Source organism: Flexivirga oryzae, assembly GCF_014190805.1.
GTDB classification, from domain to species: domain Bacteria; phylum Actinomycetota; class Actinomycetes; order Actinomycetales; family Dermatophilaceae; genus Flexivirga; species Flexivirga oryzae.
On the sequence record NZ_JACHVQ010000001.1, the window covers coordinates 843228 to 859178 of the forward strand.

The 15951-nt window shown below is 67.5% G+C and carries 14 protein-coding genes, 1 other RNA gene and 1 pseudogene; 8 read left to right on the top strand and 8 right to left on the bottom strand.

The features are described 5' to 3' along the window. Together FHU39_RS03780 and FHU39_RS03785 are read right to left on the bottom strand one after the other, a co-directional pair. Nucleotides 1-744 (bottom strand): hypothetical protein, encoded by a 744-nt coding sequence (locus FHU39_RS03780; protein WP_183319108.1) that lies wholly within the window; start codon nt 742-744, stop codon nt 1-3. A gap of 102 nt (nt 745-846) precedes the next feature. Beyond that, nucleotides 847-1131: a biotin/lipoyl-containing protein gene (locus FHU39_RS03785; RefSeq protein ID WP_183319110.1), complete on the bottom strand. Its 285-nt coding sequence runs from the start codon at nt 1129-1131 to the stop codon at nt 847-849. 351 nt (nt 1132-1482) lie between these two features. Between FHU39_RS03785 and FHU39_RS24020 the strand changes: the two are divergent. Next, nucleotides 1483-2594, top strand: a pseudogene (locus FHU39_RS24020) (IS110 family RNA-guided transposase); the annotation flags it as partial. Between the two features lie 20 nt (nt 2595-2614). Here FHU39_RS24020 and FHU39_RS03795 read toward each other — a convergent pair. Together FHU39_RS03795 and FHU39_RS03800 are read right to left on the bottom strand one after the other, a co-directional pair. Continuing rightward, nucleotides 2615-4168 carry an MFS transporter gene (locus tag FHU39_RS03795; RefSeq protein WP_183319114.1) on the bottom strand — a complete coding sequence of 518 codons (1554 nt, stop codon included), beginning with the start codon at nt 4166-4168 and terminating at the stop codon, nt 2615-2617. Nucleotides 4169-4363: 195 nt separating this feature from the next. Further along, the gene (locus FHU39_RS03800; protein WP_183319116.1) at nt 4364-4993 is read right to left on the bottom strand and encodes a TetR/AcrR family transcriptional regulator; all 630 of its coding nucleotides are present in this window, start codon (nt 4991-4993) and stop codon (nt 4364-4366) included. 222 nt (nt 4994-5215) lie between these two features. On the opposite strand from FHU39_RS03800, the gene FHU39_RS03805 reads away from it, so the two are divergent. Together FHU39_RS03805 and FHU39_RS03810 are read left to right on the top strand one after the other, a co-directional pair. Then, the gene (locus FHU39_RS03805; protein ID WP_343065729.1) at nt 5216-6613 is read left to right on the top strand and encodes an FAD-binding oxidoreductase; all 1398 of its coding nucleotides are present in this window, start codon (nt 5216-5218) and stop codon (nt 6611-6613) included. Beyond that, entirely contained in the window at nt 6610-7896 is a 1287-nt protein-coding gene (locus FHU39_RS03810; RefSeq protein WP_183319118.1) for an SAM-dependent methyltransferase, read from the top strand. The genes FHU39_RS03805 and FHU39_RS03810 overlap by 4 nt, the downstream gene beginning before the upstream one ends. 6 nt (nt 7897-7902) lie before the next feature. On the opposite strand, the gene FHU39_RS03815 is transcribed toward FHU39_RS03810, so the two are convergent. After that, nucleotides 7903-8358 (bottom strand): hypothetical protein, encoded by a 456-nt coding sequence (locus FHU39_RS03815; protein ID WP_183319119.1) that lies wholly within the window; start codon nt 8356-8358, stop codon nt 7903-7905. Nucleotides 8359-8457: 99 nt separating this feature from the next. On the opposite strand from FHU39_RS03815, the gene ssrA reads away from it, so the two are divergent. Next, nucleotides 8458-8825: a transfer-messenger RNA gene (gene ssrA / locus FHU39_RS03820) on the top strand. Nucleotides 8826-8879: 54 nt separating this feature from the next. On the opposite strand, the gene FHU39_RS03825 is transcribed toward ssrA, so the two are convergent. Beyond that, complete coding sequence (locus tag FHU39_RS03825) at nt 8880-9551, bottom strand: TetR/AcrR family transcriptional regulator (RefSeq protein ID WP_183319121.1); 672 nt, start codon at nt 9549-9551, stop codon at nt 8880-8882. A gap of 63 nt (nt 9552-9614) precedes the next feature. Here FHU39_RS03825 and FHU39_RS03830 point away from each other — a divergent pair, with 63 nt between their 5' ends. The 4 genes from FHU39_RS03830 to FHU39_RS03845 all read left to right on the top strand — a co-directional run bounded on the left by FHU39_RS03830 (nt 9615) and on the right by FHU39_RS03845 (nt 14859). Further along, nucleotides 9615-10316 (top strand): hypothetical protein, encoded by a 702-nt coding sequence (locus FHU39_RS03830; protein WP_183319124.1) that lies wholly within the window; start codon nt 9615-9617, stop codon nt 10314-10316. A gap of 92 nt (nt 10317-10408) precedes the next feature. Next, complete coding sequence (locus FHU39_RS03835) at nt 10409-11935, top strand: Re/Si-specific NAD(P)(+) transhydrogenase subunit alpha (protein WP_183319126.1); 1527 nt, start codon at nt 10409-10411, stop codon at nt 11933-11935. Between the two features lie 16 nt (nt 11936-11951). After that, complete coding sequence (gene pntB / locus FHU39_RS03840; protein ID WP_183319128.1) at nt 11952-13376, top strand: Re/Si-specific NAD(P)(+) transhydrogenase subunit beta; 1425 nt, start codon at nt 11952-11954, stop codon at nt 13374-13376. Between the two features lie 64 nt (nt 13377-13440). After that, nucleotides 13441-14859 (top strand): NAD-dependent malic enzyme, encoded by a 1419-nt coding sequence (locus FHU39_RS03845; RefSeq protein WP_183319130.1) that lies wholly within the window; start codon nt 13441-13443, stop codon nt 14857-14859. Here FHU39_RS03845 and FHU39_RS03850 read toward each other — a convergent pair. Then, complete coding sequence (locus tag FHU39_RS03850) at nt 14856-15488, bottom strand: TetR/AcrR family transcriptional regulator (RefSeq protein ID WP_183319132.1); 633 nt, start codon at nt 15486-15488, stop codon at nt 14856-14858. The genes FHU39_RS03845 and FHU39_RS03850 overlap by 4 nt on opposite strands. A 38-nt stretch (nt 15489-15526) precedes the next feature. Beyond that, nucleotides 15527-15937, bottom strand: a complete 411-nt coding sequence (locus FHU39_RS03855; RefSeq protein WP_183319134.1) for a hypothetical protein — start codon at nt 15935-15937, stop codon at nt 15527-15529. Between the last annotated feature and the right edge of the window lie 14 nt (nt 15938-15951).

Here is a 15951-nt window from a genome sequence, read left to right on the forward strand (position 1 = left end):
TCAGGCGTACTTCCGCGGGAGATGGCTGGCGAGGTCTTTCGCGAGCACCGGGAAGATGCCGTTCATGAGCGTGTTGCGGGTGTCCGGCAGGTCGTTGAAACCCTTGAAGGTCAGGTCGATCCAGGCCGCGATGTTGCCGTCGGAGATCAGCACCGACGACTGGTTGTTGTCCAGGTAGTAGCTGCCCTTGGCGCCGAAGGAGCCCTGGGTGAAGTAGCGCTCGGTGCCGCTCTTGCCCTCGAAGTTCTTGTCGCGCACCGAGGTCCAGGCGGAGGTCACCCCGGAGCCGGTCTGGTCGGCGCCGATGGCGACGACCGTCACGATGAGCGAGTTGGAGTAGCCGCTGCCGCCTTTCAGGGAGAGCGACCAGGTGCACGAGGCGTTCTTGGAGGTGTGGTTGGGGCCGCTGACCCCCTTGACGCAGTCCGCGAGGGTGACGGCGGTTGCCTCCGGCACGGCGGCCTTCAACTGCTCCTCGGTGAGCAGGGTGTCGGCGCTGGGCCACTGCGACGTCGGCACGTTGGCGTTCGTCTTGTCGGTGAGGGTGAGTGACCACTGCTGACCGTCGACGACCTTGCGGTCCGAGGGCATCGTGCCCTTGACCAGGCCGTCCTGGGTCGGTGCGTCCGCGCTCCAGGCGGGGGGCAATTTCGTGCCGCTGCTGCCGGAACCCCCGCACCCGGCGAGCAGGCCGGCCGCGACAACCACGGAGGCCGCGACGGATGCCGCGCGTGCCATGCCCATGAAATGCACTCCCCTTGTCGTTCAGCTCACTCGTTCAGCTCACGGTGACGCCCATTATGACCCGAGCAAGCGTCAATGCGTTCCACCCCATGCCCGGGTGCGTCATTCGATCACCAGCAGCAGGTCGCCCCCCTCGACCAGTGCACCGTCGGGTATGACGAGCCGGGCCACCTGGCCGGCGCACGGCGTGGTGACGGCGGCCTCCAGCTTCATCGCCTCGATGGTGGCCACGACGCTGCCCTCGGGCAGCTGGTCACCCGGCGTCACGTGGAACGTGACGACGCCGCCGAACGGCGCGGTCACTCCACCGGCCACCTCCTTGTCGGAGCCGCCCGGAACGTGCGCCACGCCGAGCGGTTGCGGGACGACACGCAGCGACCGGACCATGACCCGACCCTACGGGGTGCCACCGGCGGCCACCGAGCGGACAAGAAACGCACCGAGCTTGCCGGGCCGCTTCGCTTGGCCCACCGTGGGTGGGGAAGATTTCTGGTGGTGGTGGCTGGCTGTTCGTGGGCTGTTGGCGGGACACTGGTGGAGTGTGTTGCGGTTAGACGCCGTTCCTCTCTAGCGCCATGGTGAGCCTGGCACCGAGCATGGTGGCGGAGGGCTCCACGGGAACCGTGGATTGTTGCTACGAGCACGCGTTACAGACTTCATTTCTTTCCTGCCCTCCCCGCAACACGCACCCGACCCCGGTCCTGGGGCCGGGCCGGCGGCGGTCTGAAGGAGGCCGTGATGGAAGTAGTACACGCCCGGTGTGCCGGGATCGATATCGCAAAAAAGGGCGCGAAAGTCTGTGTCCGGGTACAAGGCACTCGCCGCCGCAAGACCGGGTATGAGGTCACGGACTGGGGTTCGATGACTGATGACATCCTCGGGTTACGCCAGTACTTGATCGATCAGCAGGTGACCGGGGTGTTGATGGAATCGACCAGTGACTACTGGAAACCGTTCTACTACCTGCTCGAGGACGCCGGGTTCGAACTGATCTTGGCCAATGCCCGGCACGTGAAGAACATCCCCGGCCGCAAGAGCGACGTCAATGACGCGACCTGGCTGTCGGACTTGTGCGCACACCGGCTGGTGCGATCCAGCTTCGTGCCGCCGGCACCGATCCGGGCGTTGCGGATCTGACCCGTTCCCGGGAGGTGATCACCCACGAACGGACCCGCAAGATCGCCCGGCTGGAAAAGCAGTTGGAGGACGCCGGGATCAAACTGTCCTCGGTGGCCTCCAACCTGAGCGGGGTGTCCTGTCACGACATGCTGACCGCGATGGTCGCCGGGCAACGCGACCCGATCGCCCTGTCGGAGTTGGCCCGCGGCAGCATGCGCAACAAGCGCCCGGACCTGCAACGAGCCCTGACCGGCCGGTTCACTGAGCATCACGCGTTCTTGGTGCGGATGTCCCTGGAACGCATCGCCCAGGACGACGCAGCGATCGCCGCGTTGACCCAGCGGATCGAGGCACAGATCGAACCCTTTCGCTCCTTCCGGGACTTGATCTGCGCGATCCCGGGAATCAGTACCACCGTCGCGGACGTGATCATCGCCGAGACCGGCGCGGACATGAGCGTGTTTCCCACCGCCGGGCACCTGGCCGCGTGGGCCGGGGTCGCGCCCGGGCAAAACGAGTCCGCCGGACGCACGGGATCGACCACGGCCCGTCCCGGGGACTCCCACCTCAAAGGCGCCCTGGGCATCGCGGCCATGTCGGTTTCCCGCACCAGAAACACGCGCCTGGGCGCCCGGTATCACCGCATCGCTGCCCGCCGCGGCAAACTCAAAGCCATCGTCGCGATCGAACGCACCCTGCTGTCCATCGTTTGGGCCATGGGCCACACCGGCCGTTGTTGTCCTGTCGGCGATCAGCCGACGGCGACCGCCGCTTCCTCGTTGGCGAGCTCGGTGTGCTTGATGCCGAGCAGGCCGATCACCAGGAGGGTGGCGACGAGGATCATCCCTGCCGCGAACCAGAACGCCTGGGTCGACCCGAAGGTCTGTGCCTGCAGCGCCGCGTGGTGCGTCGCCTCGGCGATCTGGCCCTTGCTCGGCGGGTTGCCCGATGCCGTCGCCTTGGCCATCGCGGCCTGGCCGGCGGCGGCGAGCTCGGTGCCCTTCTGGGTGGCGTAGTGCGTGAACACCGTGGTCAGCGCGGCGATCCCGACAGCTCCTCCGATCTGCTGTGCGGTGTTGAGCGCTGAGGCGGCTGCGCCCGAGTCGTCCTTGTGGACGCCCGCGGTCGCGGTCAGGGTCAGCGGGATGAAGACGAAGCCCATCCCGAAGCCCATGACGACCACCCACGGCATCAGGTGCGAGGCGTAGCCGCTGTCGAGCGACAGCTGGGTGAAGCCCCACAGGCTGGCCGTCATGAGAAGGCCGCCGAAGCCGGCGAGCCACCGGGGGTCGACCCGGCCCGCCAGGTTGGAGGCGATACCGGCCGCCGCGACGATCCCGACGCTGAACGGCAGGAACGCGAATCCGGTCTTCACCGGCGAGTAGCCCAGCACCTGCTGGACGAACAGACCCAGGAAGAAGAACATCGCGAACATGGCGGCGCCGACCACGAGCATCGCGGTGAGCGACACCGCACGGGTCCGGTCGCCGAGGATGCGCAGCGGGAGCAACGGGTGCTTCACCCGGCTCTCGACGACCACGAAGAGCGCGACGACGACCAGCCCGCCGAGCAGCGGGAGGAGGGTCTCGGTGTCACCCCAGGATGCGCCCTGCTGGCCCGCGTGGGACAGCCCGTAGACGATGCCGAACAGGCCGACCGTGCCGGTCACCGCACCCCAGACATCCAGGGTGCCGTCACCGCCCTCGGACTCGATCAGGACGCGGGGCGCCAGCGCTGCGACCGCCAGGCCGAGCGGCACGTTGATGAAGAACGTCCAGCGCCAGTCCGCTTCGGTGAGCAGGCCGCCGAGGATCAGGCCGACGGCCGCACCGGCACCGGACATGGCGGCGTACACCGCCATGGCGCGGTTGCGCTCCTTCCCGGCGGGGAAGGTGGTGTTGATCAGCGCGAGGGCCGCCGGTGAGGCGAGCGCGGCGCCGGCACCCTGCAGGGCCCGGGCGGTGAGCAGCAGCCCGCCGGTCGGCGCGATGCCGCCGAGCAGCGATGCCAGCGCGAAGATCGTGACGCCCAGCACGAACATGCGGCGGCGGCCGAGGAGGTCACCGAGACGCCCGCCGAGCAGCAACAGGCTGCCGAAGGAGAGCGCGTATGCCGTGACGACCCACTGGACGCTGGACTGGCTGAAATTCAATGCGGTGAGGATGTGTGGTGTCGCGATGTTCACGATCGTGCCGTCGAGCACGATCATCAACTGCGCCATGGCGATCACGATGAGCGCCACGGTCAGATTGGTCCGCTTCGGGGCGGACTTCTCCTCGGACACCACGTCGACGATTGAGGTCATCGAGGGTTCCTTCCTTGATCGGTGCCGATGGTCAAAAGGCACAGGAGTATTCGTCCGGCGGCCCGCGGTTGCGGACCCCGGTGAGTGGGAGTGTGCGATCAACCGGCCGCCGAGCGGCGGTCGTGGTGGCTGTCACAGATATGTCGAGCGGACTCGCTCGATTTCGACAAACAGAAGCAAAGCGGGTCTTGCGGACTACCTCTGTCCGCTGCCGGAGACGCTGGCCCGACAGGCGGGCAGCATGACCTGGTCGATGACCCTGGTGATGAACGGTTCGTCCGGGCACGCGCCGGTCGTCAGCACCCGGTAGGTGATGGCGGACGGCACGATCGCCGCGAGTTGGTCGACGTCCGCGTCGGGGCCGACCTCCCCCCGCTGCTGGGCGCGCAGCACGACTTTCCGCAGCTCCTCCATCCGTGGCTTGACGAAGCGCTCGGCGAAGATCGCGGTGAGCTCCGGGTCGCGGTGGATGGCGGACACGACCGAGCCGAAGACGAGCATCGAGCGGTCGTTGTAGTCGGGGTCGTCGCAGTAGTGGATGGTCAGGTCGCCGGCCAGGCTGCCGGTGTCCGGGAACTCGTGCCCCCCGGGCGCGCCCTGCGCCTTCAGGTGCTCCAGAGCACTCACCACCAGGTCGGCCTTGGTCGGCCACTTCCGGTAGAGGGTCGCCTTGCTGGCGCGCACCTTCGCCGCCACTGCGTCGAACGTCATCCGGTCGTAGCCGACCTCGATGAGCGTGTCGATCACGCCGTTCAGGATCTCTGCCTCGCGGTCACCTTCGACACGTGGCTTGCTGACGGCCTCGGTGGACGCTGAGGCGTTCATGACATTCCTTTCCGATGCTCACTCTCGGGACCAGTCTGCCCGATCCCGATAGAACGAAACTGTTTCGTTCTATTCAAAGGTAGACCCGTCCGTCGGCCGATGCAAACCTGTTTTTCCCGTGACGTCCGTCGCACGACCTCCGTTCTCGGGCTGGGCGCATGCCGCAATGTTCGAAGGAGTAGGTTTCTGGGCGCGACCTGTAGGGCTATACCGGAGGTGACAGTGGCGCGGGCACACGGTGAGATCGTGGGCTGGGACCGGCATCGGGCAGCGGTCGACGATCTACAGCGCCAATTGGCGGCCATGCCGCCCGGTGCACCGGTTCGGCTGGCGAAGCGCACGTCCAACCTCTTCCGGCCGCGGGAGGCCAACCCTGTTCCCGGGCTCGACGTCTCCCGGCTCCACGGTGTGATCGAGGTCGATCCGCGCGCCGGAACCGCCGATGTGCAGGGTATGACGACCTACGAGGACCTGGTCGACGCGACGTTGCGCTACGGGCTGATGCCGTATGTCGTGCCGCAGTTGCGCACCATCACGCTCGGCGGCGCGGTGACCGGTCTCGGGATCGAGTCGTCGTCGTTCCGCAACGGTCTCCCGCACGAGTCGCTCATCGAGATGGACGTGCTGACCGGCGCCGGCGAGATCGTCACCGCGCGCGACGACAACGAGCACGCAGAGCTGTTCCGTACCTTCCCCAATTCCTATGGTTCACTGGGCTATTCGGTACGGCTGAAGATCAAGTTGGAACGCGTCGCGCCATACGTCCACCTCCGGCACGTTCGCTTCGGGACGCTGCGTGAGCTGATCGACACGCTGCGCCAGGTGCTCCAGGAGCGTTCCCATGCCGGCGAGGACGTCGACTTCGTCGACGGTGTCGTCTTCTCCCGCGACGAGAGCTACCTCGTGCTCGGCAGCTGGTCGAGCACCGCGCCGTACACCTCCGACTACACCGGGCAGGAGATCTACTACCGCTCCATCCGGCAGCGCACCGAGGACTACCTGACGACGCTGGACTACATCTGGCGCTGGGACACCGACTGGTTCTGGTGCAACAGGGCGTTCGGGCTGCAGCGGCCGGCGATCCGCCGGCTGGTGCCGCGGCGCTACCTGCGCAGCGATGTCTACGGCAAGGTCATCCGCTGGGAGAACAAGCACGGCTACTTCGCCGCGCTGGACGCCAAGCGCGGCAAGCTGCCGCGTGAGCGCGTCGTGCAGGACGTGGAGATCTCCGTCGACCGCACCGAGGAGTTCCTCGACTGGTTCCTCGACAACGTGCCGATCGAGCCGATCTGGTTGTGCCCGTTGGCTGTTCGCGATCACGACCACGGCGATCAACCGTGGCCGCTCTACCCACTGAAACGCGGGGAGAACTACGTCAACGTCGGATTCTGGTCGACCGTGGAGATCATCCCGGGACGCCAGGACGGGGACGTCAACAAGGACATCGAGCGAGTGGTGCACGAGTTGGACGGGCACAAATCGCTCTACAGCGACGCCTACTACGACGAGGAGACCTTCTGGTCCCTCTACGGTGGCGAGACGCTGGCGAAGGTGAAGCAGAAGTACGACCCGGACGGGCGGTTGCCCGATCTCTACACGAAGGCGGTGAAGCGGCGATGACTTTGAGCATCGGCGAGATTTCCGACCGGATCTTCGGCACCGATGTGCCTTTCGCGGTCAAGGCGTATGACGGCTCGACGGGTGGCAACCCGGACGCTGTCGTCACCATCGACATCTCGAACGAGCGCGCGCTGCGGTACCTGGTGACCGCGCCCGGTGAGCTGGGGCTGGCGCGCGCCTACATCATGGGCGACCTGGACGTCGAGGGCATCGATCCCGGCGACCCCTACGACTTCCTCGGCCTCTTCCTGGACGGCTTCGGGCCGAAACGGCCTCCGACGGGCGAGCTCGTGGACATCGCGAAGTCGCTGGGGCTGAAGAGTTTCCGGGTCCCTGAACTGCCTGCGCAGGAGGTGGTGCCGCAGTGGCGGCGCACCGTCGAGGGGCTGCGCGGCCTGCGGCATTCTCGTCGCCGCGACGCCGAGGCGATCCATCACCACTACGACGTGAGCAACGACTTCTACGAGTTGGTGCTCGGACCGTCGATGGCCTACACGTGCGCCTGCTACCCGACGGCCGACTCCACGCTGGAGCAGGCGCAGGAGCACAAGTTCGACCTGGTCTGCAAGAAGCTCGACCTCAAGCCGGGCATGCGGCTGCTGGACATCGGCTGCGGCTGGGGCGGCATGGTCAAGCACGCTGTCGAGAACTACGGCGTCACTGCGCTCGGCGTCACGCTGTCCGCCGAGCAGGCCTCGTGGGCGCAGCACAACCTCAAGAAGCACGGGCTGGACGACCGCGCCGAGGTGCGCCACGGTGACTACCGCGACATCACCGAGACCGACTTCGACGCGGTCAGTTCGATCGGCCTCACCGAGCACATCGGTGTCAAGAACTACCCGAGCTACTTCAAGTTCAACTACGACAAGCTCAAGGTCGGCGGCCGGATGCTCAACCACAGCATCACCCGGCCCGACAACAAGGCTCCGGCGCTCACCCGTGGCGGCTTCATCAACCGGTACGTCTTCCCGGACGGCGAGATCACCGGCGTCGGCACGATCATCTCCCGGATGCAGGACCAGGGTTTCGAGATCCGGCACAGCGAGGACCTGCGCGAGCACTACGCCCGGACCACCCGAGCCTGGTGCAAGAACCTCTCCGCACACTGGGACGAGTGTGTGCGGGACGCGGGCCAGCAGGTGTCCCGCATCTGGGGCCTGTACCTCGCCGGGTCGTCGATCGGCTTCGAGCGCAACCACATCCAGTTGCACCAGGTGCTCGGCGAGAAGGTCGAGCCGAACGGCACGGGCTCCTACCCGCTGCGCCCAGACTTCGGCGTGTAGAAAGGCTCAGCGCTGCTGCGCCGCTTCCCAGCGGCGGTGCATGCCCGCCGACGGGATCAGGTGGAACGCCATCGAAGCGACCGCGAACGGCCAGGCCACGAAGTAGGGCAACGCCGATCCTGCGATGAAGCCGATCGCCAGGTTGATGAAGACCGGAGTCTCGGTCATCGCCAGGCGCCGGAAGAAGGCGGCGGTGAACTCGTCCGGGGTGCCCGGTCGCCGGGCGGCGGCGGGCGCGGAGCGATATCCGAGGTTCAGCGCGAGCACAAATCCTGCGACGACCACCAGCACCGCGAGGACGAAGTACAGCGCGTTCGTGGAGGGTGTGCCCTCGGCGACGTCCAGGAGCACGCCGAAGACGACCGTCATGGTGAGGAACGCCAGCGCCATGATGCGCAGCGAGCGATCCTGCGCGGCGGTGGGGGAGGCGGGGCTGCCGGTCGGCTGTTCGGGATAGCTCATGGTGCGAAGGCTACGGGAATCGGTTCGCGTCGCCGAACGTTTGACCGTATGCTTCAGCGCACAACTGAACAGTGATGATGGATCGGTTGCAACACCCACGGGGGTGATCGGTTTCGACGCTGATCGCCGTCGCAGGGGAAGCGGGCCGAGGATGCACGGTTATCTCGCTAACGCTCCGTGCAAAACCAATAGGTGCCAACTCAAAGCGCACCGACTTCGCCCTCGCCGCCTGAGCGAGCCTCGAAGTCCGTCAGCCTGAGCTAGTTCTCGACTCAGTGTCTGGCGTCAGCTAGGGAACTCGCTGCGTCGTCACGCCGAGGGGCGACGCGGGACTCCTACTCGGCTGGGCCTGTCAGGGAACGTGTGCGTGCGAGCCCTGGGGCCGAGAAAGGCCATAGCGCACTGCGCCCGGAGAAGCCTTGCCTCGCCGCCAGCGGACGCGGGTTCGATTCCCGCCACCTCCACGCGTGATCCATCATCCGACGACAGCGCCGCAGCACGGACTCCCTGCTGCGGCGCTGTCATGCGTCCGGGCGACCACGCAGCGGCGGCAGACAGGGCTGCCGGGCCATGTCCGGCCGGCACAGGGCCAGCACCATGGCGTCCGTGAGCTGTTCCTCGATGCGGTCGTAGTCCCAGCCGAGGTCGGCGACGTAGCGCTCGATGGTGTCGGGGGAGGTGCTGACGGTCAGCAGCCCGGCGGCGGTGTCCCGGCTCACCTCCGGTCGCAGCGCGCCGGCCTCGTCCAGGCGGCGCGCGAGCAACTGCTGGGGACCGGCATGGCTCGCACGTCCGGCTGCCACGGCGGGCAGCAGCGCGGCATCGACACTGGCGGCTTCGAGCAACACCCGGATGAAGTCGCCGATGCGCTCGTGCAGCACGCACACGAGGTGTACCGACGCCCGCAGCATGTCCTGCGGCGTGCGCGCCGCCGCCACGTCGCGGGCCATCTCCTGCGCACCGGACTCCTGGTTGGTGTAGTCGATGAGGGCCTGCGCGATGCCCGCCTTGGAGGTGAACCCGTTGTAGACCGTCGGCGCCGAGACACCCGCGGCATCGGCGATCTGCTTGACGGTCGTCGCGGCATACCCCGTGTCGGCGAACAGCCGGCGTGCGGCGGCCAGCACCGCCTGCCGGGTGTCGGCGGCCTGCCGGGCGCGCAGCGGTGACGAATAGGTCCTTGCCGAAGACATCGTTTTAGTCTACCTTGTTTGATTAGAGTGATAATAAAGTGAATTAGGGAAGGTAGATCTGCCATGACGCATTCGACTCGGCAGCCAGCGCTTCCGACGGCCTCCGGCCAGCCGGCGACCGACCCGCTGACACCTCCCGGCTTCCCCGGCCGTGTCCCCACCGGCGTCTGCATGGTGGTCGCGCCGCCGCTCCTCGCGTTGCTCTGCATGCTCGGCACCGGCATCTACCACTTCAGGGGTCATGACTTCCTCGCCGCGATGGCCACCCACGCGACCCGCACCGAGGTCTTCCTCAACCTCGTCCCCATGGGCGTGTTCGCGCTCATGCTGGCCGTCCTGGGACTCGCGGCGATGGCCGCGCGCCGATCCCCGCGCCTGGCAGCACTGGGCGGCATCGCCGCGCTGCTCGGCCTGTGTGGGCCGATCTTCTTCATCGCCATCGAATTCGCCGGTTACCAGTTGTCCTCGTCCGACCGGCTCGCGGACGGCGCGTACATGTATGACCAGGCCAACATGGTGCCACGCATCTCACTCAACGTGAGCGGTCCGGCGATCATCCTCGGTTTCATCGCGCTCGCCGTCGCCGCCCATGGCGCCGGGTTGTTCGGTAAGCCGCAGGCCATCTGCTTCGCCCTGACCGCACTGCTGCCGGTCGGGTTCATCGCAGCCGTGCTGCCGGTCAGCGCGGTCGGCTTCGCGGCGTGCGCGGTCGCACTGGTCCCGCTCGGCCGGTCCCTGTTGCGCCGGACGCCGGGCGACGGCTGAGGGGGACCGCCCAGTCCGTGGGAGAGACGCCCACGATGCGGGCGGCGCCTCTACGATGACCGCAAAGGAGCCTCCCGACCGAGAGGACACCCATGCGGATTGGGATTGTCAAGGAAGCTGTGCCGGGGGAGACCCGGGTTGCGGCGACGCCGAGCACTGTGGGCGCGTTGTTGCAGTTGGGGTATGAGGTGGTGGTGGAGCCGGGCGCGGGTGCGCGTGCTGGTTTCGCCGATGAGGCGTATGCCGGGGCGGGTGCCGGACTGGGGGATCCGTTGGATGCCGAGGTCGTGCTGGGTGTGAATGCGTTGTCCACGGACCAGTTGGACCGGGTGAGGCCGGGCGCGACGGTGGTGGGGATCCTGGCGCCGCGGACCAGCCCGGAGTTGGTGGAGGATCTGGTGGGGCGGCCGTTCACCGTGTTGGCGTTGGATGCGGCGCCGCGGATCAGCCGGGCGCAGTCGTTGGACGTGTTGTCGTCGATGGCGAACATTGCCGGGTATCGGGCGGTGGTGGAGGCGGCGCATGCGTTCGGGCGGTTTTTCACCGGGCAGGTGACGGCGGCGGGGAAGGTGCCACCGGCGAGGGTGTTGGTGTGTGGTGCGGGGGTCGCGGGGTTGGCGGCGATCGGCACGGCGGGGTCGTTGGGTGCGGTGGTGCGGGCCACGGACCCGCGCCCGGAGGTGGCCGATCAGGTCGCGTCGCTGGGTGGGGAGTACTTGTCGATCCAGGACGAGGACGCGCAGGTGTCGGCGACGGGGTACGCCAAGGAGATGGGCGAGGACTACAAGGCCCGGGAGGCGGCGTTGTATGCCGCCCAGTGCGCGGAGGTGGACATCATCATCACCACGGCGTTGATCCCGGGGCGCCCGGCGCCGCGGTTGATCACCGCGGAGATGGTGGCGTCGATGCGTGCGGGCAGTGTGATCGTGGATATGGCGGCCGGGTCCGGTGGGAACGTGGAGGGCTCGGTGGCCGGTGAGGTGGTGACCACCGATGGTGGGGTGGTGATCATCGGGTACACGGATTTGGCGGGCCGGTTGCCGGCGCAGGCGTCGCAGTTGTACGGCACGAACCTGGTCAATCTGCTCAAGCTGCTGACGCCGGGTAAGGACGGGCAGCTGGTTTTGGATGAGGACGATGTGGTGCAGCGGTCCATCCTGGTGACCCGGGACGGGCAGGTGCGGTGGCCGCCACCACCGGTGCAGGTATCGGCCGCACCCACCCCCGCGGCCGCAGCGGCGGCACCGGTGGTGAAGGCGGAGAAGGTCCCGGTGACACCGGGTCGCCGGTTGGGGTTGGTGTTGGGTGCGGCGGTGGTGTTGTTCGTGTTGTTGGCGATCTCGCCGGCGGCGTTGACGACGCATTTGACGGTGTTCTTGTTGGCGATCGTGATCGGGTATTACGTGATCCGGAATGTGCATCACGCGTTGCACACCCCGTTGATGTCGGTGACGAACGCGATCTCGGGGATCATCGTGGTGGGTGCGTTGTTGCAGATCGGGCAGCACAACGGCGGGGTCACGGTGGTGGCGTTCGTGGCGATCCTGGTCGCGTCCATCAATGTGTTCGGTGGTTTCGCGGTGACCCGCCGCATGCTGTCGATGTTCGCACGGTCATAGGCGGGGGAACACGATCATGATCACTGTTGCTTCTGCGGCGTCCGCGGCGTACATCGTGGGCGCGTTGTTGTTCATCCTGGCCCTGGACGGCCTGTCGCACCATGAGACGTCGAAGGTGGGTAACTCCTTCGGTATTGCGGGGATGGTGTTGGCGTTGGCGGCGACCATCGCGTTGGCGGCCGACCGGCACATCCAGGGCAGTGGGGTGGCGTTGTTGGTGGTGGCGATGGTCATCGGTGCCGCGATCGGGTTGTGGCGGGCCCGGGTGGTGGAGATGACCGGGATGCCGGAGTTGATCGCGATGCTGCACTCGTTCGTGGGGTTGGCGGCGGTGCTGGTCGGCTGGAACGGGTACCTGCAGGTCGAACGCGACCCCCGCGGTGTCGAGGCGGTCCACCTGGACGGGTTGAGCACGTTGGGGATCCATCATGCCGAGGTGTTCATCGGGGTGTTCGTGGGTGCGGTGACCTTCACCGGGTCGATCATCGCGTTCTTGAAGTTGTCGGCGCGGATGAAGTCCACGCCGTTGATGTTGCCGGGTAAGAACTACTTGAACCTGGGCGCGCTGGTGGTGTTCGTGGCGTTGACGGTGTGGTTCTGTGTCGACCCGCAACTGTGGCTGCTGGCCGTGGTCACGATCCTGGCCCTGGCACTCGGGTTGCATTTGGTGGCCTCGATCGGTGGCGGGGACATGCCGGTGGTGGTGTCGATGTTGAACAGTTATTCGGGGTGGGCGGCGGCCGCGTCCGGGTTCTTGCTGGAGAACGATTTGTTGATCGTGACCGGTGCCCTGGTGGGGTCTTCGGGTGCGTTCTTGTCCTACATCATGTGTCAGGCGATGAACCGGTCGTTCCTGTCGGTGATCGCGGGCGGGTTCGGTATCGAGGCCGGCCCGGCGGCCGATCAGGATTTGGGGTCGCACCGGGAGACCACGGTGGACGAGGTCGCCGAGTTGCTGTCGGCGGCCAGCAGTGTGGTGATTGCGCCGGGGTATGGGATGGCGGTCGCGCAGGCCCAGTACGGGGTGGCGGACCTGACCAGGGCGTTGCGGGACAAGGGTAAGGACGTGCGGTTCGCGATCCACCCGGTCGCCGGGCGCCTGCCGGGGCACATGAACGTGTTGTTGGCGGAGGCGAAGGTGCCCTACGACATCGTGTTGGAGATGGATGAGATCAATGATGATTTCTCCGGCACGGATGTGGTGTTGGTGATCGGTGCGAACGACACGGTCAACCCGGCCGCCGCGGAGGACCCGGGGTCCCCGATCGCGGGCATGCCCGTCCTACGCGTGTGGGAAGCAGCCGACGTGATCGTCCTGAAACGCTCCATGGCCTCCGGGTACGCCGGCGTCCCCAACCCCCTGTTCTACCGCGACAACACCGGCATGCTCTTCGGCGACGCCAAAGACCAAGTCACGGCCGTCACCAACGGCATTCGGTAACGGCGGCGTCCCACTGGGCAACCCCAGTGGCGCCGCGCGGCATACAAGGGCTTGAATGTGCACCATGACTGCGCTGCCTTCCGTGTCCAATTCGATCACCGTCCGAGTCGACCTGCCGGGGCGGACCACCGCCGTCAGTGAGCTGAGTGGCGCGGTCGAGCGCAACGGCGGCCTCGTCACGGCCCTTGACATCAACCACTCCGACAACAACCGGATGACGATCGACGTCACCGCGGCGGCCCGCGACGCCGACCACGCCGCGGAGCTGGTCACCGCCATGCGCGCGGTCGACGGTGTCGAGATCCGCAAGGTCAGCGATCGCACCTTCCTCGCGCACCTGGGCGGCAAGCTGAAGATCGAGTCGAAGGTGCCGATCCGCAACCGTGACGACCTGTCGATGGTCTACACGCCGGGCGTCGCACGGGTCTGCCTCGACATCGCCGAGAACCCTGATGACGCAAGGCGTTTGACGATCAAGCGCAACACCGTCGCCGTCGTCACCGACGGCACTGCCGTGCTCGGCCTCGGCGACATCGGCCCGCTGGCCGCGCTGCCGGTGATGGAGGGCAAGGCGGCTCTGTTCAAGCGGTTCGCCGACATCGACGCCTTCCCGCTGTGCCTGGACACCAAGGACACCGAGGAGATCATCCGCACGGTCAAGGCCGTGGCCCCGGAGTTCGCCGGCATCAACCTGGAGGACATCTCGGCGCCGCGCTGCTTCGAGATCGAGCGGCGGTTGCGGGACGAACTCGACATCCCGGTCTTCCACGACGACCAGCACGGCACCGCCATCGTGGTGCTCGCAGCGCTGCGCAACGCGCTGCGGGTCGTCGGCAAGGAACCGGCCGAGGTGCGCATCGTGCAGTCCGGAGCCGGCGCGGCCGGCACCGCGATCGCGTTGCTGCTGATGGCTGCCGGCGCGACGAACATCGTGCTGGCCGACATCAACGGCATCGTCGAGCCGAACCGCCCGGACATCAAGGCGGCGCCCGACAGCGACCTGGCCAAGCTGGCGGCGGCGACCAACCCCGAGCGCCTGACGGGCACGCTCAAGGACGCGGTGCGTGGGGCCGACGTCTTCATCGGGGTCTCCGCGCCCAACCTGCTGACGGGTGACGACATCGCCGGTATGGCGGACGACGCGATCGTCTTCGCGCTGGCCAACCCGGACCCGGAGGTGGACCCGACGGCGGCAGCGCAGCACGCCACCGTGGTCGCCACCGGGCGTAGCGATTTCGCCAACCAGATCAACAACGTGCTGGTCTTCCCGGGCGTCTTCCGCGGTCTGCTCGACGCCGCCGCGACGCGGGTGACCTTCGACGTGATGCTGGCCGCGGCATACGCGCTGGCAGACGTGGTGAAGCCGGAGGAGCTGAACCCGGCATACATCGTGCCGAGTGTGTTCCAGCCCGACGTCTCCAAGGTGGTCGCCCACGCGGTCGCCGAGGCGGTGCGCGCCGACGAGGCGGACCAGAAGGCCTAGGGTCGGCGACCGGCGGCCTTCAGCCGGGCCGCGACGGCCCGCCGGGCGACCGGGCCGAGTGAGTCGATCGCGTCGGCGAGCACGGCGAGCTGCGACAGCGTCTCGAGGGCCGTCGCCCCGCCGGCCGGGTCGATCCCGTCATACAGCTCGAGGCCGATGAAGCTCGCGCAGACCGTGCGGGCCAGGCCGCGTGCGTCGGCGAAACCGGCGAGCACACTGGTCCGCAGCACGCGCTCGACGACCGTCTCGATCTCGCCGATCCAGCGGTCCATGCCGTAACGCGCAGCGGCCACGAGCGCCGGATCGTGCTGGCCGCCCGCCATCAGTTGCGCCATGAGGGCGACGTTCCCGGATGCCTGCTCCGCCTCGTGCAACTCCCGCCCGACGCCCAGCAGCGCGGCCAGCGACTCGACCTCGGAGAAGGCCGCGCGGTAGTGGTCGGCACTGGCGTCCACGGCATGCCGCGCCGCCGCGTCGAGGAGGCCCGCGAGCGTGCCGAAGTGGTAGAAGACCAGCGCCTGGTTGACCTCGGCACGGCCGGCCACGACCCGCGCCGAGACGCCGGTGATGCCGTCGGTGCGCAACACGTCGATCGTTGCGTCGAGCAGCTTGGTCCTGGTGTCCGCCATGGTGCGTCCCACCCTAAGTGGTGAGCACAACTGCGGACTCACAAGTACTTCCCGCCGATGTCCGGCCGCCGGTGTATGCGGACGCCGACCACGACGAAGAGCGCGACCGCAGTGGCCAGACAGGCGGCGGTGACCCCGGCGTAGGGCAGGAAGCGCAGTGGAACCAGGTGTGATGTCCGACCGTCAGGGGAGAAATCGCGTGCCGCCCAGGTGATGCCGATGTAGAGCGACCAGACGGCCGGCCCGAGCAACACGCCGACCATCGTGAACTCACGCGCCGGCTTGCGGAACGTGAGCGCGAACGCGCACCACACGAAGACGACGGCGACCGGCAGCACGAAGATGCCGATCGTGAACACGGTCAAGAAGGCCAGCAGCCCGACGGTGGAGGTCAGCCCCCAGAGGAGAAAGGCTGCCGACTCGGCGATCCAGCGGTCCCGGTACATCACGCGCCTCCCTTTGC

Excerpts from the sequence above, each read along its gene's own strand:
- FHU39_RS03780 (WP_183319108.1), bottom strand. The coding sequence starts at position 744 with ATGGGCATGGCACGCGCGGCATCCGTCGCGGCCTCCGTGGTTGTCGCG.
- FHU39_RS03785 (WP_183319110.1), bottom strand. The coding sequence starts at position 1,131 with ATGGTCCGGTCGCTGCGTGTCGTCCCGCAACCGCTCGGCGTGGCGCAC.
- FHU39_RS03795 (WP_183319114.1), bottom strand. The coding sequence starts at position 4,168 with ATGACCTCAATCGTCGACGTGGTGTCCGAGGAGAAGTCCGCCCCGAAG.
- FHU39_RS03800 (WP_183319116.1), bottom strand. The coding sequence starts at position 4,993 with ATGAACGCCTCAGCGTCCACCGAGGCCGTCAGCAAGCCACGTGTCGAA.
- FHU39_RS03810 (WP_183319118.1), top strand. The coding sequence starts at position 6,610 with ATGACTTTGAGCATCGGCGAGATTTCCGACCGGATCTTCGGCACCGAT.
- FHU39_RS03815 (WP_183319119.1), bottom strand. The coding sequence starts at position 8,358 with ATGAGCTATCCCGAACAGCCGACCGGCAGCCCCGCCTCCCCCACCGCC.
- FHU39_RS03825 (WP_183319121.1), bottom strand. The coding sequence starts at position 9,551 with ATGTCTTCGGCAAGGACCTATTCGTCACCGCTGCGCGCCCGGCAGGCC.
- FHU39_RS03830 (WP_183319124.1), top strand. The coding sequence starts at position 9,615 with ATGACGCATTCGACTCGGCAGCCAGCGCTTCCGACGGCCTCCGGCCAG.
- FHU39_RS03835 (WP_183319126.1), top strand. The coding sequence starts at position 10,409 with ATGCGGATTGGGATTGTCAAGGAAGCTGTGCCGGGGGAGACCCGGGTT.
- pntB (WP_183319128.1), top strand. The coding sequence starts at position 11,952 with ATGATCACTGTTGCTTCTGCGGCGTCCGCGGCGTACATCGTGGGCGCG.
- FHU39_RS03845 (WP_183319130.1), top strand. The coding sequence starts at position 13,441 with ATGACTGCGCTGCCTTCCGTGTCCAATTCGATCACCGTCCGAGTCGAC.
- FHU39_RS03850 (WP_183319132.1), bottom strand. The coding sequence starts at position 15,488 with ATGGCGGACACCAGGACCAAGCTGCTCGACGCAACGATCGACGTGTTG.